At 35.8% G+C, this 22,378-nt stretch carries 25 protein-coding genes; 8 read left to right on the top strand and 17 right to left on the bottom strand.

Going from position 1 to position 22,378, the window contains the following annotated elements:
* Position 1 precedes the first annotated feature (1 nt).
* A complete protein-coding gene (locus ACTIEI_RS10610; protein ID WP_439506271.1) occupies positions 2-1,285 on the bottom strand; it encodes a glucose-1-phosphate adenylyltransferase in 1,284 nt (427 codons plus the stop codon).
* Between the two features lie 42 nt (positions 1,286-1,327).
* Positions 1,328-2,743, bottom strand: coding sequence for a glycogen synthase (locus ACTIEI_RS10605; protein WP_439506270.1), 1,416 nt, complete (start codon positions 2,741-2,743; stop codon positions 1,328-1,330).
* A gap of 125 nt (positions 2,744-2,868) precedes the next feature.
* On the opposite strand from ACTIEI_RS10605, the gene ACTIEI_RS10600 reads away from it, so the two are divergent.
* Together ACTIEI_RS10600 and ACTIEI_RS10595 are read left to right on the top strand one after the other, a co-directional pair.
* Positions 2,869-4,476 carry an MFS transporter gene (locus tag ACTIEI_RS10600; RefSeq protein ID WP_439506269.1) on the top strand — a complete coding sequence of 536 codons (1,608 nt, stop codon included), beginning with the start codon at positions 2,869-2,871 and terminating at the stop codon, positions 4,474-4,476.
* Positions 4,477-4,495: 19 nt separating this feature from the next.
* Complete coding sequence (locus tag ACTIEI_RS10595; RefSeq protein WP_439506268.1) at positions 4,496-5,491, top strand: ROK family protein; 996 nt, start codon at positions 4,496-4,498, stop codon at positions 5,489-5,491.
* Here the strand turns inward: ACTIEI_RS10595 and ACTIEI_RS10590 are convergent.
* From ACTIEI_RS10590 to ACTIEI_RS10580, 3 genes are read right to left on the bottom strand one after another with little or no spacing between them, the layout of a single operon-like run.
* Entirely contained in the window at positions 5,451-6,413 is a 963-nt protein-coding gene (locus ACTIEI_RS10590) for a phosphodiester glycosidase family protein (protein WP_439506267.1), read from the bottom strand. The genes ACTIEI_RS10595 and ACTIEI_RS10590 overlap by 41 nt on opposite strands.
* Entirely contained in the window at positions 6,406-7,353 is a 948-nt protein-coding gene (gene lipA / locus ACTIEI_RS10585; RefSeq protein WP_439506266.1) for a lipoyl synthase, read from the bottom strand. Before lipA ends, ACTIEI_RS10590 begins: the two co-directional genes overlap by 8 nt.
* A 32-nt stretch (positions 7,354-7,385) precedes the next feature.
* On the bottom strand, positions 7,386-8,210 hold the full coding sequence (locus ACTIEI_RS10580) for a hypothetical protein (protein ID WP_439506265.1): 825 nt from the start codon (positions 8,208-8,210) through the stop codon (positions 7,386-7,388).
* A 45-nt stretch (positions 8,211-8,255) separates the two neighbouring features.
* Here ACTIEI_RS10580 and ACTIEI_RS10575 point away from each other — a divergent pair, with 45 nt between their 5' ends.
* Positions 8,256-8,666 (top strand): OsmC family protein, encoded by a 411-nt coding sequence (locus ACTIEI_RS10575; RefSeq protein WP_439506264.1) that lies wholly within the window; start codon positions 8,256-8,258, stop codon positions 8,664-8,666.
* A gap of 55 nt (positions 8,667-8,721) precedes the next feature.
* On the opposite strand, the gene ACTIEI_RS10570 is transcribed toward ACTIEI_RS10575, so the two are convergent.
* From ACTIEI_RS10570 to ACTIEI_RS10550, 5 genes are read right to left on the bottom strand one after another with little or no spacing between them, the layout of a single operon-like run.
* A complete protein-coding gene (locus ACTIEI_RS10570) occupies positions 8,722-9,321 on the bottom strand; it encodes a Maf family protein (RefSeq protein ID WP_439506263.1) in 600 nt (199 codons plus the stop codon).
* A gap of 2 nt (positions 9,322-9,323) precedes the next feature.
* Entirely contained in the window at positions 9,324-10,262 is a 939-nt protein-coding gene (locus ACTIEI_RS10565) for a geranylgeranylglycerol-phosphate geranylgeranyltransferase (protein ID WP_439506262.1), read from the bottom strand.
* A 44-nt stretch (positions 10,263-10,306) separates the two neighbouring features.
* Positions 10,307-10,822, bottom strand: a complete 516-nt coding sequence (locus ACTIEI_RS10560; RefSeq protein WP_439506261.1) for a KdsC family phosphatase — start codon at positions 10,820-10,822, stop codon at positions 10,307-10,309.
* Positions 10,823-10,824: 2 nt separating this feature from the next.
* Positions 10,825-11,064: a Fe-S cluster assembly protein IscX gene (gene iscX, locus ACTIEI_RS10555; protein ID WP_305537016.1), complete on the bottom strand. Its 240-nt coding sequence runs from the start codon at positions 11,062-11,064 to the stop codon at positions 10,825-10,827.
* 26 nt (positions 11,065-11,090) lie between these two features.
* A complete protein-coding gene (locus ACTIEI_RS10550) occupies positions 11,091-11,426 on the bottom strand; it encodes a 2Fe-2S iron-sulfur cluster-binding protein (RefSeq protein ID WP_439506260.1) in 336 nt (111 codons plus the stop codon).
* A 93-nt stretch (positions 11,427-11,519) separates the two neighbouring features.
* Here ACTIEI_RS10550 and ACTIEI_RS10545 point away from each other — a divergent pair, with 93 nt between their 5' ends.
* The gene (locus ACTIEI_RS10545) at positions 11,520-12,404 is read left to right on the top strand and encodes an alpha/beta hydrolase (protein WP_439506259.1); all 885 of its coding nucleotides are present in this window, start codon (positions 11,520-11,522) and stop codon (positions 12,402-12,404) included.
* 76 nt (positions 12,405-12,480) lie between these two features.
* Positions 12,481-15,102 carry a type I DNA topoisomerase gene (gene topA, locus ACTIEI_RS10540; protein ID WP_439506258.1) on the top strand — a complete coding sequence of 874 codons (2,622 nt, stop codon included), beginning with the start codon at positions 12,481-12,483 and terminating at the stop codon, positions 15,100-15,102.
* A 74-nt stretch (positions 15,103-15,176) separates the two neighbouring features.
* Here the strand turns inward: topA and ACTIEI_RS10535 are convergent, their stop codons facing one another.
* A complete protein-coding gene (locus tag ACTIEI_RS10535; RefSeq protein ID WP_439506257.1) occupies positions 15,177-16,253 on the bottom strand; it encodes a fatty acid desaturase family protein in 1,077 nt (358 codons plus the stop codon).
* 204 nt (positions 16,254-16,457) lie between these two features.
* Here ACTIEI_RS10535 and ACTIEI_RS10530 point away from each other — a divergent pair, with 204 nt between their 5' ends.
* The 3 genes from ACTIEI_RS10530 to ACTIEI_RS10520 are packed head-to-tail and all read left to right on the top strand — an operon-like array spanning position 16,458 to position 18,211.
* Positions 16,458-17,339 (top strand): transglutaminase family protein, encoded by an 882-nt coding sequence (locus ACTIEI_RS10530; protein ID WP_439506256.1) that lies wholly within the window; start codon positions 16,458-16,460, stop codon positions 17,337-17,339.
* Positions 17,336-17,665, top strand: coding sequence for a tRNA-binding protein (locus ACTIEI_RS10525; RefSeq protein WP_439506255.1), 330 nt, complete (start codon positions 17,336-17,338; stop codon positions 17,663-17,665). Before ACTIEI_RS10530 ends, ACTIEI_RS10525 begins: the two co-directional genes overlap by 4 nt.
* A gap of 48 nt (positions 17,666-17,713) precedes the next feature.
* Positions 17,714-18,211 (top strand): methylated-DNA--[protein]-cysteine S-methyltransferase, encoded by a 498-nt coding sequence (locus ACTIEI_RS10520; protein WP_439506254.1) that lies wholly within the window; start codon positions 17,714-17,716, stop codon positions 18,209-18,211.
* Here ACTIEI_RS10520 and ACTIEI_RS10515 read toward each other — a convergent pair.
* The 6 genes from ACTIEI_RS10515 to ACTIEI_RS10490 form a co-directional block, all read right to left on the bottom strand.
* On the bottom strand, positions 18,177-19,190 hold the full coding sequence (locus ACTIEI_RS10515) for a GSCFA domain-containing protein (RefSeq protein WP_439506253.1): 1,014 nt from the start codon (positions 19,188-19,190) through the stop codon (positions 18,177-18,179). The two genes, ACTIEI_RS10520 and ACTIEI_RS10515, sit on opposite strands and share 35 nt — an antisense overlap.
* 6 nt (positions 19,191-19,196) lie before the next feature.
* The gene (locus tag ACTIEI_RS10510; protein ID WP_439506252.1) at positions 19,197-20,060 is read right to left on the bottom strand and encodes a hydroxymethylglutaryl-CoA lyase; all 864 of its coding nucleotides are present in this window, start codon (positions 20,058-20,060) and stop codon (positions 19,197-19,199) included.
* Positions 20,061-20,071: 11 nt separating this feature from the next.
* A complete protein-coding gene (gene rlmB, locus ACTIEI_RS10505; RefSeq protein WP_439506251.1) occupies positions 20,072-20,833 on the bottom strand; it encodes a 23S rRNA (guanosine(2251)-2'-O)-methyltransferase RlmB in 762 nt (253 codons plus the stop codon).
* An 11-nt stretch (positions 20,834-20,844) separates the two neighbouring features.
* Positions 20,845-21,399, bottom strand: coding sequence for an NUDIX domain-containing protein (locus ACTIEI_RS10500; protein WP_439506250.1), 555 nt, complete (start codon positions 21,397-21,399; stop codon positions 20,845-20,847).
* Between the two features lie 2 nt (positions 21,400-21,401).
* A complete protein-coding gene (locus ACTIEI_RS10495) occupies positions 21,402-21,896 on the bottom strand; it encodes a hypothetical protein (protein WP_439506249.1) in 495 nt (164 codons plus the stop codon).
* 65 nt (positions 21,897-21,961) lie between these two features.
* Positions 21,962-22,378, bottom strand: a 417-nt coding sequence (locus ACTIEI_RS10490) for a methionine adenosyltransferase domain-containing protein (RefSeq protein ID WP_439506248.1), incomplete at its 5' end; no start/stop codon positions are given.

Below are 22,378 nucleotides of genomic sequence, written 5' to 3'. Positions count from 1 at the left end.
CTTAAATTACGAAGCCATCAGGAAGTATTGCAGTCTTTTTAACCACTACAATCCCATCTTTAACAGTGTAAAGTGGATGATCTGTATTAGCCAAATGACTGCCCCCATTAATTCGAACATCATTTCCAATTCTACAATTCTTGTCGATAATCGCGTCTTTGATATAACAACGTTCGCCTATTCCAATTTTAGGAAGTCCCTTACTGGTATTCAGCTCCATTTCTTCAATAGTTTCATAATAGTCATTACCCATAATATAAGTACTAACTACAGTTGTTCCATGGCCAATTCTGGAACGGATACCTACTACGCTTTGTTCAATTCGGCTTGCATGAATGATAGAACCTTCCGCAATAATGGTTTTCTCTAAAGTAGTGCCGCTGATTTTTGCTGGAGGCAACATTCTAGCTCTACTGTAAACCGTTTTATCATTATCAAATAAATTGAATGGTGGAATCTCTTGAGTTAAGGCCAAGTTAGCTTCATAAAAAGAGTAGATATTTCCAATATCAGTCCAATATCCATCATATTGGAAGCTAGACACTTTATAATTTTCTATAGAATCGGGAATTATTTCCTTACCAAAATCAGTTGCTTTTGGATGTGCCTCATTCAATAATTTATCTAAGATTTTTTTATTGAAAATGTAAATACCCATAGAAGCCAAATAATTCCTGCCTTTTGCTTGCATTTCTGCACCAGTGTCACTAATCCATTCAGGTAATAATTCTTTTTTGGGCTTTTCAATAAAAGAAGTGATCACATTCTCTTCATTGGTTTTTAATATACCAAATTCAGGAGCATCTCTATCATCTACCGGTATAGTAGCGATAGAGATATCAGTATTACTACTGATATGATTCTTGAGCATATCACCAAAATCCATTTGGTACAATTGATCACCACTTAAAATTAAAATATGGTCGTATTCTAAATTAGAAATATGTCTCAAAGATTGTCTTACCGCATCGGCTGTACCTTGGAACCATCCTGGATTATCAGGCGTTTGTTCTGCCGCTAATATGTCTACAAAGCCAGTACTAAAAGCACTAAAATGATAGGTGTTTTTAATATGCTTATTTAAAGACGCAGAATTAAATTGAGTAAGAACAAACATGCGGTTAATTCCGCTGTTGATACAGTTACTAATGGGTATATCGACTAAGCGATATTTACCTGCAATAGGAACAGCCGGTTTAGATCTGCTCGCTGTTAGCGGAAAAAGCCGCGTTCCTGCTCCACCCCCTAATATTACTGCCAAAACGGATTGCGAAAATGTTTTCATATACTTGATTGCTTATTTGATATTGATTTGAAATTAACTTATTTATTTTAAACTTAAATATACCCTTTTGTATTCATCAACAGTACCTTCCCAAGAATGGTCTATTTGCATCATATGCTTTCGCATCCACTCCATATGATTACTATCTTGGTAAACGGACACCCCCCTGCCAATAGAATAAGCCAAATCATCAATAGTTGCATTATTAAATCGTATCCCAAAACCATTTGTTTCACCCATATCGGTTACTGTGTCTTTTAATCCACCTGTACTTCTCACTACAGGAACAGTTCCATACCGCATAGCATACATTTGATTGAGTCCACATGGTTCTACTCTACTAGGCATCAACAAAAAATCAGCCCCAGCATATATTAAATGACTCAACTGCTCATTATAACCAATATAAGCATTATAAATACCTTTATACTCATTAGTCATTTGTTGTAACTCCCATTCAATACTCGTTTCTCCACTACCCAAAATTAAAAAGCAAGCATTTCCCTGTGTTTGATGAATTGCAGTTTTGATTGCATCAGGCAAAATATCAGCCGCTTTTTCTCCAACCAATCTTCCAATAAAAACAAATAAAGGTTTAGTAATATCCAATCCAAATTGATCGCAGAGTATTTTTTTATTCTGCTCTTTCCCTTTAGTGACTGTTTTAACAGTAAAACGATTCTCTATGTATGTATCTGTTGATGGATTCCAAACATCATTGTCAATTCCATTTAAAATACCTACACATTTACCCTTCTCAAATTCAAATAAAGCTTCCAATCCATTGGCATTTTCTCTCAACTCATCCATATAACTCCAACTCACAGTGGTTACTTTATCGGCACATTTCACACCAGATGCTAGGGGATTAATGCTGCCTGCCCAATCAAGCATCCCGCGCTTCCAAAGATCCCACCGAGGAATGTAGAGACTTTTATCCCACCCCATCCAACCCTGATATTGACCATTATGAATAGTCACTACCGTTGAAACCGATGCTAAATGCTGAAAGTCATAACAGTACTTCATCATAAAGGGAATCAAGGCTGTATGATGGTCATGACAATGTACCACATCAGGCTGGTGTTCCCAACTGCTTATCCAACTCACTACCGCAATTTGAAATGCGGTAAAACGCTCTGCATCATCATCATATCCGTATATTTTTTGGCGATCTAATAAGCCATTGATATCAATTAAGAAAAGGTCAAATCCAAGCTTATTAGTTGGTTCTTTAATTACGGTGAATTCAAAATACCAGTTACCCAGATTGGCACTACCTTTAAAATCTACCGTCCAATCATTTTCGTATAAGAACTTGGTTCTATACATGGGCATTATGACCTTAGCAATATCACCTGACTTACATTGGTATTTAGGCAAAGCACCTACTACATCCCCCAATCCGCCAGCTTTGGCAATAGGATAACATTCAGCACTAACATGTATAATTTCCATAAGAAAGAATTAAATCTTCAAATTTCAAGATAACCAATTAAGCGATTCCATCAAATTACGATTTTAAAATTTTTCCTTCGACCAATTATTCCTATTTTCCATTATTCTAAAAACGAACGATTGATATGAGTCAAACCAAACAACCTACTAACACCGGTGCGCTTGCTACACTGGTAATCGTATTTTTTTTCTGGGGTTTTATTGCTGCATCAAACAGTATATTCATCCCATTTGCAAAAAATCATTTTCAGTTAAACCAATTTGAATCACAATTAATTGGATCTGCATTTTATGGAGCTTATTTTATAGGATCCTTAATCCTATTCATTTTGTCTAATTTATTTGGATACGATATCTTAAATAAGATAGGTTATAAAAAAGGAATCATCTACGGCTTGGGAATCTCAGTTGTTGGTGCTTTATTAATTATACCCTCTGCAAATGCTAATTCTTTTCCTGCTATTCTTGGTTCATTCTTTATTGTTGCATTAGGATTCTCTTTACAACAAACATCTGCTCAACCATTTGCGATTACATTAGGTGACCCTTCTACGGGTTCTCACCGATTAAATTTAGCGGGTGGCATCAATTCACTAGGAACTACGCTAGGACCGATTATTGTAAGTTTCTTTTTATTTGGATCAGTAGGTAATGCAAATGCAGAAGTTACCGTAACCAATATCAATACTTTGTATTTGATAGTAGCTGGCGTATTTGCAATTGTTGCGATTTTCTTCGCTCTATCAAAATTACCTGAAGGCAAAAACGACGAAAAATTTGAGAAAGCAAATAAAGCTGCATCCTCTTTATTAATGATGACATTTTTAATTGGTCTTATCATCATTGTAGGTCAGTTTACTGAAGTGCCTAAATTAACATTATTACTTTTATCACTTATTTCAGTGGTAGGAATTTTATTTTATTCCAATAACCAAGCGGTTAAAAATCCAACTGGTTGGGGCGCTATGAAATACCAACAATTAATTTATGGTATGATTGGAATCTTTGTTTACGTCGGAGTTGAAGTAACCATCGATAACAATTTTGGCGCTTTATTAAAAATCCCAGGCTATTTAACTGAAGCAGGTTTAGAAGAAAGTCAAATTTCCAAATATGTATCCCTTTATTGGGGTAGCTTAATGATTGGTAGATGGACTGGTGCGATTGGTGTATTTAATTTGAAGGGCATGAGCAAAACCATTGCTACTATTTTGGTTCCCTTTTTTGCTTTTGGTGTGGTTCTTTATGTAAATAATTTATACGGAAGCGATGTGTCTGATTTATTTGGATATGCTGTATACATTGCATTAGCTATAGCAGCCTTTTTTTATGGCCAAGAAAAACCCGTTAAAACATTAATCGCTGTGTCTACATTGGCTACCATAGCAATGTTGATAGGGGTGTTTACGAATGGTTTAGTTTCTGTTTACTCTTTTATGGCAGGTGGTTTATGTTGTTCAGTAATGTGGCCTTGTATTTTTTCTTTAGGCGTTGGTGGCCTTGGAAAGTATACCAGTCAAGGGTCTGCATTTTTAATCATGATGATTTTAGGAGGTGCAATTATTCCACCATTGCAAGGTGCTATAGGAGACCTTTCAGTAGTGGGCATGCACCAATCTTATTTATTAGCAGCCGCATGTTTTGCATTTTTAATTTACTTAGCTATCAAAATGAAAAACGTACTGAAAGCACAAGGATTAGATTTTGATTCACAAGTTGGAAGTGGACATTAATCATTTGAAAGATCGATATATGAATACTAAAAAAGATAATAGAACTAATTCAACAGGAATGGAACAATTAGCCGTAGGAATTGATATTGGTGGTACTGGTACCAAATATGGGATTGTAGATAGAGTAGGAAATTTATTATTCTCTGGTGAAATGAGTACCAGGAATCATTCTGAAGTAATGCCCTATATAGAAGAACTTTATCAAAATATTGCCCCCTTAATAGAACAAGCAGGAGGGGCAGGTAGAATTAAAGGAATAGGAATTGGGGCGCCCAATGGCAACTTTTATAAAAATACGATTGAGTATGCCGCAAACTTACCTTGGAAGGGAATTATCCCTTTTGGGAAAATGGTTGAAGATATATTCAAATTACCCGTTGTTCTTACAAATGATGCCAATGCTGCCGCATTAGGAGAAATGATGTATGGCGCAGCAAAAGACATGAACGACTTTATCATGATTACCCTTGGTACAGGGGTTGGTAGTGGAATCGTTGCGAATGGGAAATTAATTTATGGCCATGATGGATTTGCTGGAGAATTAGGCCATAATATTATTATTCCAGACGGAAGATACCATGAGGGCACGGGCAAAAGAGGTTCTTTAGAGAGCTATGCTTCGGCAACTGGTGTAAGATTAAGTGCTATAGAGTTTCTTGAAAAAAGCGATAAACCAAGTTTGTTAAGGGATATTCCTACCGATAAAATTGATTCGAAAAAAGTGTATGAAGCCGCTATTGAAGGCGATGATTTAGCCAAAGAAATATTTGATTATACGGGTAAAATTTTAGGGATGGCATTGGCCAACTTTGTCATGTTTTCTAGCCCCGAAGCCATTGTATTATTTGGAGGATTAACCAAAGCAGGAGACTTTATTTTAAAGCCTACCCGTGAACATATGGAAGCCAATTTGGTAGAGGTATTTCAGAATAAAGTAAAAATTCTAGTCAGCCATTTAAAAGAATCAGATGCAGCTATATTAGGCGCTTCTGCCCTTGTTTGGGAGATGAAATAATAAATACAGCGGGAACCGGGCGTTGCCCGGTTTTATCGCTTGGCTTGATGGTTTCTTTACCATTGATCAGCATAGTACTACTTCCTCCCCCATCTAAATTTAATGCCTCAACACAACCAGTGGATTGCATTAATTCGGCTAACTGAGTTAGGCTAGCTCCTTCAGCGATACCTGGATTTCTTCCTTCTACTACCATAACAATTAAATGCCCGTCTGCAGTGTAACCCATTGCAGTCCTAGGATGCTTATCATTAATTTGCTTACCCGCAAATCTTTGCTCTTCATTATTGGAGATATTAATTTGACCTGCTTGAATTAAAACGGGACCTCCCGCAACAGCAGTTTGCATTTTCCATTTTTTAAAATTCCCAGGTAGCATTGTTTTTTTCAGCACCGCAATACTATCTTTAAAAAATGGTACTGGTACTTGAGAAGCTAAAGGGTATTTAGCTGCACTGTCTGTAAATAACCAAGCAATATCAGCCTTCCTATTTTTACTAATTCCAATTGCTCCTGAAAAGGCATGGCGATAAGTTAAAGTGTCTTTCCCTTTACCTGCAATATTGTGTAAATTAAATGCAAGCAACTGGCCTTTATTAACGACGGCATTAAGATTACGATTTTCTACAAATTCAAAGAAAGTGGTGTTTACAACTAATAAAGGGGCATTATGCTGTTGATAATATTCAGTTGGCGTAAAACGCTTACCATTACCAACAGCTACCAGAAAATCTAATTCTTTTTCATTTAAAGGAACTGCTATATAATAAGCTTTATTGGGCTTACCATTCAAAGAGTCATTTGAAAAATACACATGAACATGGTTGGGCAAAACACCAAAAGCAGTGTCTACATTTACCCAATTGGGTTGCCCTATAACAAATAGTGGTCCTAAAAAAAATAAGAATAGTACCTTATACATTAACTGCTTTTTCCATCTTCCACTTGTTAACCCCATAACCAGGAATAACATGTTTTTCACTATGGTAAGATGATCGAACTAAGGGGCCACTTTCAACGTAATCAAATCCTATACTGTAGCCTATTTCTCTTAATTCAGCAAACTCATCTGGATGCACAAAACGTTGCACTGGCAAATGCTTTTTAGTAGGTTGCAAATACTGTCCTAAAGTAATAACATCTGTACCTACAGCAACTAAATCTTTCATGGTTTGAACCACTTCTTCCTTGGCCTCACCCAATCCCAACATAATCCCTGTTTTTGTACGCATGCCTCCTTTTTTCAAGGTTTCTAATACTTCTAAACTTCTTCTATATTTAGCTTGAATTCTTACTTGTTTTGTAATACGTTCAACTGTTTCCATATTATGACTAACCACTTCAGGGGCTGCATCAATGATGCGTTGAATCTGATCCTTGAACCCCCTAAAATCTGGAATCAAGGTTTCCAAAGTGGTGGTAGGATTAAGGGTTTTGACTGCTTTGATGGTATTGTACCAAATGATTGAACCCCCATCTTTTAATTCGTCTCTGTCTACACTGGTAATTACAGCATGCTTTACTTTCATTAAGTGAATGGCTTCAGCAACTCTTTGTGGTTCATCAAAATCAACCGCCAAGGGACGCCCAGTTGCTACAGCACAAAATCCACAACTACGGGTACAAATATTACCCAAAATCATAAATGTAGCTGTCCCCTCACCCCAACATTCACCCATATTGGGGCAATTACCACTTTCGCAAATGGTATGTAATTTATGGGTATCTACTAAGCCTCTTACATGTTTATAACTCTCTCCAATTGGTAATTTAACCCTTAACCAGTTGGGTTTCTTTAAAGGGGTATCAGCAGTAGTGATGGTATCAGTTGGCATTTTGGGTACTACAGGTAATTCTTGCATGCGCTACAATTCTAAATTGATTACAAAATTAACTACTTTCTTCTACCAAAAGTGAATGCAGCATAGGCATTAAAGAAGAAGTTTTTTTCCTCATTTAGTAAAAGAATGGGCATTTTCTGTGAATAATAAGCAGCATTTACCCCAACTTCTATTGCAGAAAGCAATTCATTGTATCTACCATAATCAAATCTTAATGCAAGTTTTGCATGGGCCCCAGGAACTACTTTCATTTCTCCAAATCCCTTAAATAAACCTCCCTTGCCTAAAATCCGATTAGGGTCTAAAAAAGCAGTTGAGTTGGTGCCATCATATTTTATTTGCTCACTTATTCCAGTTTGTTGGTTCTGTACTTCTAAATAATAAGGTTTTAGGAGACCTGCAGTAATACCCCCGCCATATATTGCGGAAACAGCAATTCCGTTTTTATTCCCTTTACCTCCAATCAACTTTTGTTGCCCAAAACCTAGATTTAAGTAATAAAAGTTATTTTGTTTACCATAAATATAATTGGAAATCAAAATAAAGCCTCCAGAAGAAGATAGTGTAGGAATTCGCTCTTCTTTAGGATGTTTTCTTTCTCCTAACTCTAGCCACATAATATTGGTGGTGGTAATTGTTTTATATTTCCCTTTTTCAAATTTAAGGCCCCAACCGTCCGTATTTAAGTTGATGCTAAAGGCATTTTGTTTATTGAAAATTAGTGCACCCTCTTCCTCTTGTTTTATTAACTGATTAATTTTCTCTTTGCGTTCTTCTTTCTTTTGCGCACGTTGCATAGCTGCTTCTGAAAGCTGTTTTTTCTGAGCCAACAACCCTGTTCCCGATAAAAGGAATAATATTAAAAATAGTTTCTTCACTTCCATTTGATTTGTTATAGGTAAATTTAAAGCAAAATTGATGCAATGACTTCACAAATTATTTACACCAGTGATCTAAGAACAACAGCCACTCATTTACAAAGTGGATCAGCAATAGAAACCGATGCCCCAACCGATAACAAGGGAAAAGGAGAAAGGTTTTCTCCTACCGACTTAGTTGCAACCGCTTTAGCATCTTGTATGATTACCACCATGGGAATCAAAGCGCAATCTATGGACAATATTGTACTAGATGGAACCAAAGCCGATGTTACTAAAGTCATGTATAGTGACCCTAGAAGAATCGGTAAAATAATTGTTATCATTCAATTTCCGGAATCGCTCAAACATTTAAGTGATAAAGAAAAAGCGATCTTGGAAAATACTGCTAGAACCTGCCCAGTGGAGAGAACTTTACATCCCGACGTAGAGCTAGATCTTCAGTTCAACTGGTAAAAGATACCAGTAAAACTTAATTTGCTGCCCCGTTGAATTCAACAACCTTAATTGCCTATACAACTTTTTGATCCAGGGTGGTTAGTTCTTGAACCACCCTGCTAATGGGCAAACCCATTACATTATAAAAATCCCCCGTTATTGAGGCAATACCAATTACCCCAATCCATTCCTGAATGGCATACGCACCTGCTTTATCAAAAGGTTGATAGTGATCAATATAATATTCAATTTGCGCTTTAGTCAAGGGATGAAAATGCACATGCGTTGTTTCAGAAAAAGCAACTTCAACTTCATTTAGCATAATAACGACACCAGTAATCACCCTATGTTTTCTCCCTGATAGCTTTTGCAATATTTCAATAGCTTCGGTTCTATTTGCAGGCTTATTAATAATTTCTTTATCTAATACAACCACCGTATCAGCCGCTAAAAAAAATATATGATTGACCTGCTCATTTGATGCAAGCATTTTATTTTTTACTGCACACGCCTTGGCTTTAGCAATATGAATGGGAATCCTTTCTGCTTCCATATTTGGATCAAAACTTTCATCAGTTGGAACAACTTCAACTTTAAATGAAACCTCCGCCCACTCCAGCAAGGTTTTCCTCCGAGGACTTTGAGAAGCAAGAATAACTGGGGTTCTTATCATGTTTATTGCAAATAAAATCTAAAAAAAAGCATGGATACAATTCCAGTAAACATAACTAGTTTAATCCAGGTACTTACTACATGAAAATCGGCTGAATTACTAGCATGATATAATTTTTTAAGAATGACCATTAAGGGTAAGATGATCATTATGAAACAGTAAAGAGCACTTTCCCACCATCCAAGACCCAATACATAAATCTGCAAAATAATTAATGCGGCAATTAGTACCACCATCCATACGGCTATAAATACTTTACTAGCCCTTATCCCCCACAATATTGGCATGGTAGTACATCCATATCTTTGATCTCCCTCAATGTCTTCCATATCTTTTACTACTTCTCTTACCAATGAGATAATGAATGCGAAGGATGCATATAAAATAGACAACCTAAAAAACCTTACTTTATCATGATCAACTATGAGAAGCTCATTTAACAAAAGAGGGAATTTGGAAAAAAATAGGATTAAAATAACCCATGCAGTTAATAATGAGATGATAATATTACCAATCAACAGTTGTTTTTTAAAATTGGTAGAATAAAACCAAAGCAAGAGGATAGCCCCTAAATTTCCTAAAACCAAGTGCCAATAAAGTTGAATCGGCAATGCCAGCATAGTAAAAAACAACCCTGCCAAACTCAATAACATATGCCAAAAAATCACCCACCTTCTATTGATAATAGTATTCACGACCATTTTAGTTGGTTTATTAATCTGGTCGATATTTTGGTCAAAATAATCGTTAATTATATATCCAGCCGCAGCTATGAATAGCGATGCAAGCAGAATTAATAAAAATTGAAAATGATTAGATGCTTCGAATTCTAAAGGATACACCCTTGCATAAATACACCATTCAAATAAAAATTGAGTAATAACGATGAAAACCAAGTTAGGCCATCTTACCAAACGCAGAAAAGCTGAAATTAATTTCAAATGGTGTTATTGAGTAAGTAGTTAATAGAAATTCATTAAAAATATTATTGTGCCCTTACTGAGATATCTTCATTCCAATCGCCCCTCAATTTCATCACTTTTTCAATCACATCTCTTGCACATCCCATTCCTCCGGATACTGAAGAGACGTATATGGAAATTTCTTTAATTTCTGCAACAGCATCTGCAGGACAAACAGGAAGACCAACCCATTTCATGCATGCCAAATCAGGGATATCATCCCCCATAAATAAGCAACTATTTTGAGCAGTATTTGTTTCACTCAAAATTGACTTGAGCAAACTCAACTTATCTGTTACTTGCATGTGTACCGACTCAACTCCTAACTTATTTAATCGTTCTTTAACTTCAGGGGAATCCCCCCCCGAAATAACAATCACTTGATACCCTTTTTTAATAGCTAGTTGCAAGGCATACCCGTCTTTAATATTCATTCTACGGGCCATTAACCCATTGGCCAATACCAATAAGGAGCCGTCTGTTAAAACGCCATCTATGTCAAATATGAAAGTATTGATATAGTTGAACTGTTCCAGCATATTTATTTTTGATTATCTCTCCATTCATAAACCCAAGCACTTTGAATCATTTCTAAATGACCTTCAGTACTTTGTTCTCTGGTTCCCTCAAAGCGTGGAATTTCTAAAACCCATTCCAATAAATCAGTGAAACGAATGCGGTAAATTTTAGCTTCAGTAAAATCATCCCCAAATCTTTCATATAATTTCATGGCAATATCTTCGTGATCGTTCCAATTAATGGGTGGCTCAAAATGACTCATAGTAAGACGTTAATAAGTTAAACTAATTATTCTCCCAAAAATTGGGTTTGGTCAGGTAAAGTAATATTTATGACTCCTGAGCCTGGTTGTAAAACACACTGACAGCCTAATCTAGAATTGATTCTTGGACTGACCGCGCGATCAATAAAATCTTCTTCCCGATCGCTTAATTCTTCTAAATATTCTGCACCGCTATTTACATACAAGTGGCAGGTACTGCAGGCGCAAACAGCACCACAATTATGATGTAGCTCAATTCCATTGTCTAAGCAAACTTCTAATAAGCTTTGATCAGGTGAAATATTATTTAAAACTACTTTTTCTAAGCCTTTTTGTTCAAAATCTATTTCTATCGTATACATAATCACTATTTGGATTGCAAAAGTATTTCAAAATTGGTATTAACCGATTTATTACTAAAAAGTTTAGAGTTATTAATTAAATATCTTTGCAAAATGAAGATGAAACTGAGTCAGCGATTGATGCTGAAATATTACAAGGCAAAAATTAGGACCATAGGAATGGTATCGCCTGAAAAAGCAGCTACAGAAGCATTTGATTTATTTTGCACCCCCTATAAATCAAAAAAATCGCCCAAAATCCCCCCCATTTTCCATCAATCATTGCCAGTATCAGTTGATATTGGGGGGATTACAGTTAGGGGGTTCCAATGGAAATCCGACTTAGCCCAATCAAAAAAGGTTTTGATTGCACATGGCTTTAGCAGTTACTCATACAAATTTGAACAATATATTATAGCGCTTATAAAAGAAGGATTTGAAGTTTTGGCTTTTGATGCTCCTGGACATGGAATTAGTGATGGGAAACGAATTCATTCATTAATTTACCGAGATACCATTTTAGCAATAGAAGCAAATTTTGGCCCTTTATATGGTATAATAGCTCACTCTATGGGTGGCCTAGCAGCTGCTTTGGCTTTTGAATCTATGTTAAATACCAGTGAAAGAAAATTAGTATTGATTGCCCCCGCAACTGAAACTAAAAGTGCAATTGAAAATTTATTTACACTTATCCCGGTTACACCTGCTGTAAAACAAGCTTTTCAACAGTATGTAACCAACTTGGCAGGAAAACCAATTAGTTATTTTTCTGTTGCAAGGGTGGTAAGGACATTGAAAGCACAAGTTTTATGGATACATGACGAAACAGATACCATTTGTACTTTTAAAGACGTAGAACCCTTATTATCAGAAACCATCCCTTCAACAGAATTCTTTATTACCAAGGGGTTAGGACATAATCAAGTGTATAAAGAAGCCAGCACAAGAGAGCGTATTTTGGCATTTATTCAATCCCCCTCAAACGGAGATTTTTTGTGATTTAATGGTTTCCCCTAATATTGCAAAGCATTTGTTCCTAATAATTGAAGTAAAACCGTAGAATCGGATTTCGTACATGGCTAAAAATTTACTGATCGTTGAGTCGCCCGCAAAAGCAAAAACCATTGAAAAAATTCTAGGTAAGGATTTTGACGTGAGAAGTTGTTATGGTCATATCAGAGACCTTGAAAAAGATGATATGGGCATTGATGTTAATAATCATTATCAACCCAGGTATAAGGTTCCTGAAGAAAAAGAGAGAGTTGTAAAGGAACTTAAGCAGATGGCCAAAAAAGCAGATGAAGTATGGTTGGCATCGGATGAGGACCGTGAAGGAGAAAGTATTAGTTGGCATTTAGCCGAAGTGTTAGGATTAGACCCTAAAGTAACCAAACGCATTGTCTTTCATGAAATTACCGCCCCAGCTATAAAGAAAGCGGTAGATAACCCAAGAATCATCAACATGAACTTGGTAAATGCACAACAAGCCAGAAGGGTTTTAGACCGTTTGGTAGGATTTGAGCTGAGCCCAGTATTATGGCGCAAAATAGGCATGCAAAGAAGCCTAAGTGCAGGAAGGGTTCAAAGTGTTGCAGTAAGATTAATTGTAGAAAGAGAGCGAGAAATCAATCATTTTGTTTCGGAAAGCTCTTATAAAATAGAAGCCACTTTTAGTGCCACTGACATTAATGGGAAACTGGTTCAGTTTAAAGCTGAGGGGCTAGGAAGACTGCATACAACAGAAGAGGCGGAATCTTTCTTAGAAAGTTGTAAAAATGCAGGATACTTAGTTAAAGACATACAAGTTAAACCGGCCAAAAGAACCCCTGCAGCCCCTTTTACCACTTCTACCCTACAACAAGAAGCATCCCGCAAAATGGGGTATAGTGTAAGTAAGACCATGCTCATTGCGCAAAAGCTATACGAGAGTGGAAAGATTACCTATATGCGAACAGACAGTATTGCATTAAGCGAAACTGCATTAGCGGATATTAGCAAAGAAATCAATCATAGCTACGGAGCCAAATACCACCAACCTCGTAAATTCAAAAATAAAAATGAAAATGCGCAAGAAGCGCATGAAGCCATACGACCTACCTATATGAGCAATCATACGGTAGAAGACGACGAGTGTAAACGTTTATATGAATTAATTTGGAAAAGAACCATTGCTTCACAAATGAGTGATGCTGCTTTTGAAAAAACCACTGCAAAAATTGAAATAAGTACCAATAAAGAATTACTTACAGCAAGTGGAGAAGTTATGCAATTTGATGGCTTTCTAAAAGTGTATATGGAGGGTAAAGATGAAGAAGATGAAGAAAGTACTGAAGGTATGCTCCCTCCCATTAAAGTAAATGAACAATTGAATTTCTTGTACATGAATGCCAGCGAGAAATTCACTAAGCCAGCAGCAAGATATACTGAAGCATCCCTAGTAAAAAAACTGGAAGAGTTAGGAATTGGGCGTCCGTCAACTTATGCACCAACCATTTCAACTATTTTGAAACGCAACTATGTAGAAAAGCGTGACAAAGAAGGAATAAAAAGAGCTGCGGCATTATTGACACTTACTCCCAATAATCAGATTGAAAAAGAAATTATTCAAGAAAATACAGGAGCCGAAAAAAGTAAATTATTCCCAACAGATTTAGGGATGGTAGTGACCGACTTTTTAAAGCAACATTTTAATAAAGTAATGGACTTTGGTTTCACAGCTAAAATTGAAGCGGAGTTTGATGAAATTGCAGGAGGAAATTTAAAGTGGAATAATATGATTGATGGTTTTTATAAACCATTCCATGAAACCATAGAACACACTTTAGAAAATGCTGAACGCGCCAAAGGAGAAAGAGAATTGGGAATTGACCCTGTATCAGGAAAAAGAGTTATTGCGAGAATGGGGCGATATGGACCAATGGTTCAAATTGGCGATACCAGTGATGAAAACGACAAAGCTCGATTTGCAAAACTAAAGCAATCTCAAAGCATTGAAACCATCACCATGGACGAAGCAATGGAACTCTTTTCATTGCCTAAAACATTGGGGGAATACGAAGGGGCAGAACTTTCAGTGAATATTGGAAGATTTGGTCCTTATATTAAATTAGGAGAACAATTCATTTCTATTCCTAAGGGAGAAGATCTACACGAAATGGATTTAAATCGTGCAATTGAATTATTGAAAGAAAAGCAAGCGGCGGATGCACCGGTTGCATTTTACGATGAATTACCCGTTACAAAAGGAAAAGGAAGATTTGGACCATTCATTAAGTGGAACGACTTATTTATTAACATTCCAAGGGCTTATAATTTTGATTCATTAAGTCAACAAGACATTAATGAATTAATAGAAAAGAAAATGGAAAAAGAAGCGAATCGTTTTATCAAACAATGGCCTTCAGAAAAAATAGCGATTGAAAATGGCAGATGGGGACCATTCATTCGATTTCAAAAGAAGATGCTTAAATTAGGAAAGCAAGCAGATGGCAATAAACATACTCCTGAAACCCTTGCTAACATTGAATTAGAAGAAGTTAAGCGTTTAATTGAAGAACAGGTTCCTGGGGCATTCACTAAAAAGGTTACAGTTAAAAAAGCTACCCCTAAGAAAGCTGCTTCAAAAAAAGCACCCGCTAAAAAAGCAGCTACGAAAAAAGCAGCAGCGCCCAAAAAAGCAGCAAAAAAAATAAAATAAATAAGGCTTAATAGCACAAAAAAACTCCGATTATTAATCGGAGTTTTTTTTATCGTGATTACAAATAATTGAAATTACGCTCTACCCATTTCTCTTAAGAAACGAACGTGGGCAACAACAGCTCTACGCATAGTAGGATATTCTATGTATTGAATTTGATATTCCTGACATACTTTCTTCACAATTTCACTTATTGCAGGGTAATGTACATGAGAAATCTTAGGAAACAAATGGTGTTCAATTTGAAAATTCAATCCACCAACTAACCAACTAATCAATTTATTTTTGGTAGCAAAATTAGCGGTCGTCTTAATCTGATGAGCAGCAAACTCATCAGGTAATTTATGGGTTTCAATGTCTGCAACAGGGAATTCGGTATGCTCTACGGTATGCGCTAATTGAAATACAATACTTAATACAAAACCTGCAAAGAAAGTCATGACAACAAAACCAATTACCCAATTTACCCAACCAACAATAGCAACTGGAATGACAATAAATACAGCAGCATGATAAACTTTAACCAACCAGAACTCAATATGGTCTGCCGTGCTCATTTTTTTCAAAGGAACATTTCCAATTTTTTGAGTGAAATATTTTTTATAATCGGTAAAGAAAATCCAAAATACATATAGTAACATGTATAATACCCAAAAGTATAAGTGTTGAAACTTATGAGCCCCTATTCTTTTTTGGGTTGGAGCCATTCTCATAAGTATACCCACTTCAATATCATCATCTACACCGTCAATATTGGTAAAGCTATGGTGGATCATATTATGCTTCATATTCCACATAAAATGATTTGCCCCTAATAAGCTAATAGAAGAAGCAGCAAATTTATTAACCCAACGATTAGTACTAAAACTACCATGACTACCGTCGTGCATAACATTAAAACCTATACCTGCAACTAAACCACCTAACAATAAACATTCAGCTAAAGCAAAGTACCAAACAGGTGTAAAGAAAACCAAGTGGGTGTACACAATTACAAATGCAATTACCATTACAATTGCTTTTGTAAATAATTTAGGGGTTCCAGTTGCATCAATGCCTCTTTCATCAAAATAGGCCTGAACTCTTTTTTTCAACTCTAAGTGAAGGGATTGCTTAACAGCAGGAAATTTGGGGATTGTAAATGTACTCATTCAAAAAAATTAATAATAACAAAGTTAACCCATAACATTCAGTTTTGGTGTTAATAATACTAATTTAAGATAGAAATGACAATTCAACGACTAACTGTTTAAATTATTATGTTGAAAAAACAGGTTATATCCACAAGAGTGGAATAACTTATACTTGACTATTCGGCAAAAATTAATTTAGTTTGGTGAGAATTTAAGTTCAATATGCAGGAGACCAAAGAATTAAATGCCCTGTTTACCCTCATTGATGACCCAGATGAAGTTGTATATACAACTGTTACAGAAAAACTGGTAGGCTATGGAAAACCAGTAATTCCAAATTTGGAGCACCTATGGGAAACTACACCAAATGAAGTCATTCAAGAAAGAATTGAAATGATTATTCATCGGTTACATTTTACAGATTTACAACATGATATAAAAGAGTGGAATAGCAGTGCTTGTCCAGACTTATTGTTTGGAGCACTCTTAGTAGCTAAATTTCAATACCCCGACTTATCAATTGCACCAGTAATTCAAGATATAGAAAAAATTAGAAGAAATGTTTGGCTAGAACTTAATAGCTTTTTAACGCCACTAGAACAAGCTAATGTGCTGAGCAGTATTATTTACAATTACTATCACTTAAAAGGAATTGAATTAAAATATGAAAATCCTGATGAATTTTTCATTCATAAAGTGTTAGATACTAAAAAAGGAAATGCAATAGCCAATAGTATCATCTATCAAGTTTTATGTGAAAAGCTAGACGTAAATGCGAAAATTATTGGTATCCCAAAACAATCAATTATTGCATTTTTTAATTCTGAATTTGAATTTGGAGAAGCAGACATGCCCTATAGAGATCAAATTCTCTTTTTTGTAGATGCAACCAATGGTCAGGCTTATACCCATACCGACATAGAAACTTATTTAAAAAGAATGGGACTCTCAATAGATCAAAACTATTTTACTCCCTTAAGTCATCCTCAAATTATCCAGCAACTTATTAAGCAGGTAGCAAAATGCTTTTGTAAAGACGAGAACAATTATAAAAAAGAAGAACTGATGCAATTGGCTAGCATATTAGCTGAATCAAACAAATGATTACTTGGAGTGATTTTGAAAAAATTGATATCCGAATAGGAACTATTCTAGAAGCAAACGCCTTTCCAGAAGCCATAAAACCCGCTTATCAGCTTACCATTGATTTTGGTGAATTAGGATTAAAAAAATCTTCCGCACAAATTACTGCACACTATACACCAAATACATTAGTAGGCAAACAAATCATTGCTGTTGTAAACTTTCCCCCTAAAAAAATTGCACACTTTTTTAGTGAATGTCTTGTATTAGGGGTATATGATGAAAACAAACAAGTTATACTACTTCAGCCTGACCATCCTACTTCAAACGGATTTAAAATTGGATAATAAACCAATTAGTTTATTATATTTAATCAAGCTATAAGTTATTCTTAAATGGGTGAATTGCATTATACTTATTATGAAAGTCCATTAGGGCTTTTACAAATTGGAGGCACTGATCAGTATATTGGCGAATTAAGCTTTGTAGATAATAAAGAACAGTTAATCCATGGAGAACCTGGTATTACTGAAATAATGCACCAATGCACTGAACAATTAATTGAATATTTCCATGGAAAAAGAAGACATTTTGATTTACCTATTCACCAGAATGGAACTGATTTTCAGGTAAGAGTTTGGAATAAATTAATTGATATAGAGTTTGGAAAAACCATTAGTTATCTCGATTTAGCCAAAAAATTGGGAGACCCCAAAGTAATAAGAGCAGCAGCAACTACAAATGGTAAAAACAAAATTGCAGTTATCGTACCATGCCATAGAGTAATTGGTAGCGACCGATCTTTAACAGGCTATTCAGGAGGTATGTGGAGAAAGAAATGGTTATTACAACACGAGTTTAAAATTGCTCACGGGGTACAAACCCTGTTTTAAAATAATTTAGTTCATCGGTTAATTGAATAAATGGGAACTGTTCCATCAATCGCGCTGTTTCATTTTCATATTTTCTTAAAAATTGTTGGTGCTGAATGGTTTGCGGGTTAAATGGCTTATGTTGGTAGGCTAATTTTATTTCTTTAATTAATTTAAATAAATCGCTAGCTTCTTTTGCTATACAAGCATCCACCAATTTTTCCCAAACATATTGTGTAGCTTGGTAATTGGGGTGCACCAAATCTTCCGCATAAAAACGATAATCACGCAAATCGTCAATCACTAACTCATATGCCGGAAAATAATATGTAGCAACATTTTGATTTACCAAATCATGCACTGCCTGAATTAATACTGCCTTGCTTCTATTATTATCAATCACTCCTTCACGTAAATGCCTTACTGGACTTATGGTAAAAATGATTTGCAAATATGGATTAAGCTTAAGCAAACTATCAACCATTTGTTGCAATAATTTTTGTGTTATTTCGGCAGTCAATAATTCTCTTGTAAACCATGTTGAAGGCGCTTTATGATTATTTGCAGCAACAGATCCTGCTTCACCATCTGCAGCATCTGTTAACCGATAAACCCATGCGGAACCTAATGTAATCATAATATGACTAGCCGATTTCAAAAATTGACCTGCTGCAAATGTAGAAGCATTAATTTTAGCTACTGTTGCTGCAGGAGTTATATCCGAGAAACGACTATGGTGTTTCCAACTATGCCAGGTTTCATTTAATAAGAATAAATCTGATTCATTAATTTGCTTTTGATGAATATAACTATCTACAGCTTCTACAACACTAACTGGATTGAATAAAATTCCATTTGGGTTCTCTAAAACAGTAAAGCAATGACGCTTCAATAAATTACCGATATTCTCAGTAAAGCAAGAACCAATCATCAATGTTTTATGATAATGGGTTAGCGGAACAGGAATTTTTTTGATTGGGAATTCGTAATGAAATTTCATTTTACATTATTGAAAAACAACCGATGCCATATTGCTACAAAGTTGTAATTGTTGGAAATTGATTCCTTTGATTTTTTGCTTAGAGACCAAGTATGGAATAATCAACTCGGTATCCATATTGCCAACTAAATCATCTTGGGCCATTGGGCATCCGCCAATCCCTTTTAAAGCCCCATCTATCCTATTACAGCCCGCATTAATCGCTGCAGCCAGTTTGGGCTCCCAATTAGCAGCACTAGCGTGTAAATGGACGCCAAATTGAATTTGGGGATATTGAGGAATTAAAATTGATAAGGCACTAAATATCTGCTCAGGACTGGCTAATCCTACTGTATCTGCTAAAGAAATGGTTTTGACGCCCAACGCTGCCATTTGATCTGCCCAATAGAGCAAAATGGACTCATTATAAAGGTCTCCATAAGGATTACCAAAACCCATACTCAAATAAATAACCAGTTCTTTTTGATGTGCAACACATAATGCTTGAATGGCTTTCACTCTTTCAAAACTTTCTTCTAAACTACTGTTGGCATTTCTTAATTGAAAGCTAGGTGAAATAGAGAAAGGGAATCCCAAATAACTAATTTGATTATAAGTCACAGCTTCTTCAGCGCCTCTCTGATTGGCTACTATTACTAATAATTTAGTTGAACTATTTGTAAGGTCTAACGCATTCAATACTTCTGCAGTATCTGCCATTTGTGGGATTGCTTTAGCTGAAACAAAACTTCCACAATCAAGTACTTGAAAACCTACTTTAAGTAAGGCGTTGAGGTAATCAATCTTTTGTTTGGTTGGTATAAAATTTTTCCATCCCTGCATAGCATCCCTAGGACATTCTACCAAAATCATTTGATTAATATCATTCATTTAATAAAACATTATTTATAAACTGATGAAACACCCATTCTTTGTTTCATTCCCTCATATAAAATCATACCCGTGGCAACTGATACATTCAATGAATCAAATTTTGCTGCCATTGGAATTTTAAAAAAAGCGTCGGCTGCTTTAGCAAGATAAGGTTGGACTCCCCTCCCTTCATCCCCCATAATTACACAACATGGTATGGTATAGTCTAAATCGTACACATTTTTTTCTGCCCTCATTTCACTTGTATAAACCGCAATTCCATTTAAATGCAAATCGTCCACTGCTTTTAATAAACTACCTACTCTACAAATATGAATTTTCTCTAGTGCTCCAGCACTGCTTTTCATTGCCTCTTCATTTAATGCACCTACTCCCTTATCAGGGATGATTATTGCCTGTGCACCGCAACAAACCGCCGTTCTAGCAATAGCACCAATATTTCTTACATCCGTTACTCCGTCTAACATTAGAAATAAAGGCGCAACACCAGCAGATACAACATGGTCAATTACTTGCTGTAAATCTAGGTATTGCACTAACGCAACAATTGCAATTACTCCTTGGTGATTGGCTTTAGTTAATCCATTCAATTTTTCAACTGGAACCAATTGAATAGGAATATTGTGTTCACGAGACAGCGTGCGAATTTGGTGTACTACTTCACCACTTGCATTTTTCTGCAATAAAATTTTATCTATGGCTTTGCCAGATTGCAAAGCTTCTATCAAGGGCTGACGGCCAATAATCAAGGAGGTTTTTTTCAATGCCATCTGCAAATGTATTAATTCAATTTTCCCTGCAACAATAAGAGTTGAACTTTATATACCGCCGCTACCGTCATAGAGTCTGTAATAATGCCATTCTCCACCATTTTAACCATTTCTGCAAATGGAATTTTTTTGACCACTAATTGCTCTGTTTCTTCAGGCGCTGCCTCACCTTGATATAAATTCCTTGCTAAAAAGATAATGGCTAATTCATCGCTTACAGAATTTGACAAATGCATTTGCATTAATTCAGTCCATTCTTTGGCCACAAGACCAGTTTCTTCTAACAATTCACGCTTCGCGCTATCTAGCGGCTCCGATCCCACCGGACTACCGCCCTCAGGCATTTCCCAGCTATAGGAACTTAACGTAAAGCGATATTGCCCTACTAAATAAGTATTTTGGTTTTCGTCTAGCACCAACACGCCAACTGCAATATTTTTAAAATGAACCTTACCATATATTCCCTTTCCGCCGTTAGGATTAATTACATTGTATTCGGTAAGAGAAATCCAAGGATTGGTATAAACTTTTTTTTCACTAACAATCTTCCAAGGGTTGGATTCCATTATTATTTTTTGTAGAAAAAGAGATAAGAGATACTAATTACAAGATACAATAATACTACCAGTAGTAATAAAAATTTAGCCCCAGCAATACAACTGGTTAAAACCAATGATGTGTCGGTAAAACTACCTGCAAAACTATCCAACATCATTTTATTTTCGATCAAATCTAATCCACCCGCTATATAAACAACTTTAGGTAAGAACAATCCTAGATTACTCATTGATTGATTAGCCCATACACTAGCACAAGCTTGAACTGCATTGGAGAAAAACAATACATAAAAAGGAATAAAAACAAAGTCTAAATAGATATTAACTTTTATATCTGCATTTGACCAACCAAACAAAACTTTGTTTAATCGTTCTGGGGTATTGGCAAATTCAAAGTCTATAATGCCAAGCGGAGTTGTTTCTGTAATTAAACTTGTGCCTTGAATTCTTAAAACTAAAAATAAGAGCGCAGCTAGAGAACCAAAAAAGATAAGTTTTGATTTCATGTATTGAATATAATAAAAACGGCTGTATTTTTTATACAGCCGTTCATAAAATTTATACCCAATAGCTATTTTAACCCAAAAGCCTTCTTCACCTTCGTTACATGGTCTAGTTTCTCCCAGGTAAACAATTCTACTTTTACTTTCTTCTCTTTACCGTCTGGGGTCTTAAAGGTTTTGGTAACTACTTCAGACTTGCGACCCATATGACCATAGGCTGCAGTTTCACTGTAGATAGGGTTTCTGAGCTTTAAACGCTGCTCTATAAAGTAAGGACGCATATCAAATAAACCTTCTACAATCTTAGCAATCTGACCATCAGTCAATTCTACTTTAGCCGTGCCGTAGGTGTTCACGTTGATTGAAGTAGGCTGTGCCACCCCAATCGCATAAGACACTTGTACTAATATTTCGTCCGCTACACCAGCAGCTACCAAGTTCTTCGCAATATGACGCGTAGCGTAAGCTGCAGAACGATCTACCTT

Origin of the sequence: Sediminibacterium sp., from assembly GCF_051860225.1 — a bacterium.
GTDB lineage: Bacteria > Bacteroidota > Bacteroidia > Chitinophagales > Chitinophagaceae > Sediminibacterium.
Note: the sequence above shows the minus strand (reverse complement) of the source record. Positions and strands in the feature narration are given on the sequence as shown.

Excerpts from the sequence above, each read along its gene's own strand:
- ACTIEI_RS10610 (WP_439506271.1), bottom strand. The coding sequence starts at position 1,285 with ATGAAAACATTTTCGCAATCCGTTTTGGCAGTAATATTAGGGGGTGGA.
- ACTIEI_RS10605 (WP_439506270.1), bottom strand. The coding sequence starts at position 2,743 with ATGGAAATTATACATGTTAGTGCTGAATGTTATCCTATTGCCAAAGCT.
- ACTIEI_RS10600 (WP_439506269.1), top strand. The coding sequence starts at position 2,869 with ATGAGTCAAACCAAACAACCTACTAACACCGGTGCGCTTGCTACACTG.
- ACTIEI_RS10595 (WP_439506268.1), top strand. The coding sequence starts at position 4,496 with ATGAATACTAAAAAAGATAATAGAACTAATTCAACAGGAATGGAACAA.
- ACTIEI_RS10590 (WP_439506267.1), bottom strand. The coding sequence starts at position 6,413 with ATGTATAAGGTACTATTCTTATTTTTTTTAGGACCACTATTTGTTATA.
- lipA (WP_439506266.1), bottom strand. The coding sequence starts at position 7,353 with ATGCAAGAATTACCTGTAGTACCCAAAATGCCAACTGATACCATCACT.
- ACTIEI_RS10575 (WP_439506264.1), top strand. The coding sequence starts at position 8,256 with ATGACTTCACAAATTATTTACACCAGTGATCTAAGAACAACAGCCACT.
- ACTIEI_RS10570 (WP_439506263.1), bottom strand. The coding sequence starts at position 9,321 with ATGATAAGAACCCCAGTTATTCTTGCTTCTCAAAGTCCTCGGAGGAAA.
- ACTIEI_RS10560 (WP_439506261.1), bottom strand. The coding sequence starts at position 10,822 with ATGCTGGAACAGTTCAACTATATCAATACTTTCATATTTGACATAGAT.
- iscX (WP_305537016.1), bottom strand. The coding sequence starts at position 11,064 with ATGAGTCATTTTGAGCCACCCATTAATTGGAACGATCACGAAGATATT.
- ACTIEI_RS10550 (WP_439506260.1), bottom strand. The coding sequence starts at position 11,426 with ATGTATACGATAGAAATAGATTTTGAACAAAAAGGCTTAGAAAAAGTA.
- ACTIEI_RS10545 (WP_439506259.1), top strand. The coding sequence starts at position 11,520 with ATGAAGATGAAACTGAGTCAGCGATTGATGCTGAAATATTACAAGGCA.
- topA (WP_439506258.1), top strand. The coding sequence starts at position 12,481 with ATGGCTAAAAATTTACTGATCGTTGAGTCGCCCGCAAAAGCAAAAACC.
- ACTIEI_RS10535 (WP_439506257.1), bottom strand. The coding sequence starts at position 16,253 with ATGAGTACATTTACAATCCCCAAATTTCCTGCTGTTAAGCAATCCCTT.
- ACTIEI_RS10530 (WP_439506256.1), top strand. The coding sequence starts at position 16,458 with ATGCAGGAGACCAAAGAATTAAATGCCCTGTTTACCCTCATTGATGAC.
- ACTIEI_RS10525 (WP_439506255.1), top strand. The coding sequence starts at position 17,336 with ATGATTACTTGGAGTGATTTTGAAAAAATTGATATCCGAATAGGAACT.
- ACTIEI_RS10520 (WP_439506254.1), top strand. The coding sequence starts at position 17,714 with ATGGGTGAATTGCATTATACTTATTATGAAAGTCCATTAGGGCTTTTA.
- ACTIEI_RS10515 (WP_439506253.1), bottom strand. The coding sequence starts at position 19,190 with ATGAAATTTCATTACGAATTCCCAATCAAAAAAATTCCTGTTCCGCTA.
- ACTIEI_RS10510 (WP_439506252.1), bottom strand. The coding sequence starts at position 20,060 with ATGAATGATATTAATCAAATGATTTTGGTAGAATGTCCTAGGGATGCT.
- rlmB (WP_439506251.1), bottom strand. The coding sequence starts at position 20,833 with ATGGCATTGAAAAAAACCTCCTTGATTATTGGCCGTCAGCCCTTGATA.
- ACTIEI_RS10500 (WP_439506250.1), bottom strand. The coding sequence starts at position 21,399 with ATGGAATCCAACCCTTGGAAGATTGTTAGTGAAAAAAAAGTTTATACC.
- ACTIEI_RS10495 (WP_439506249.1), bottom strand. The coding sequence starts at position 21,896 with ATGAAATCAAAACTTATCTTTTTTGGTTCTCTAGCTGCGCTCTTATTT.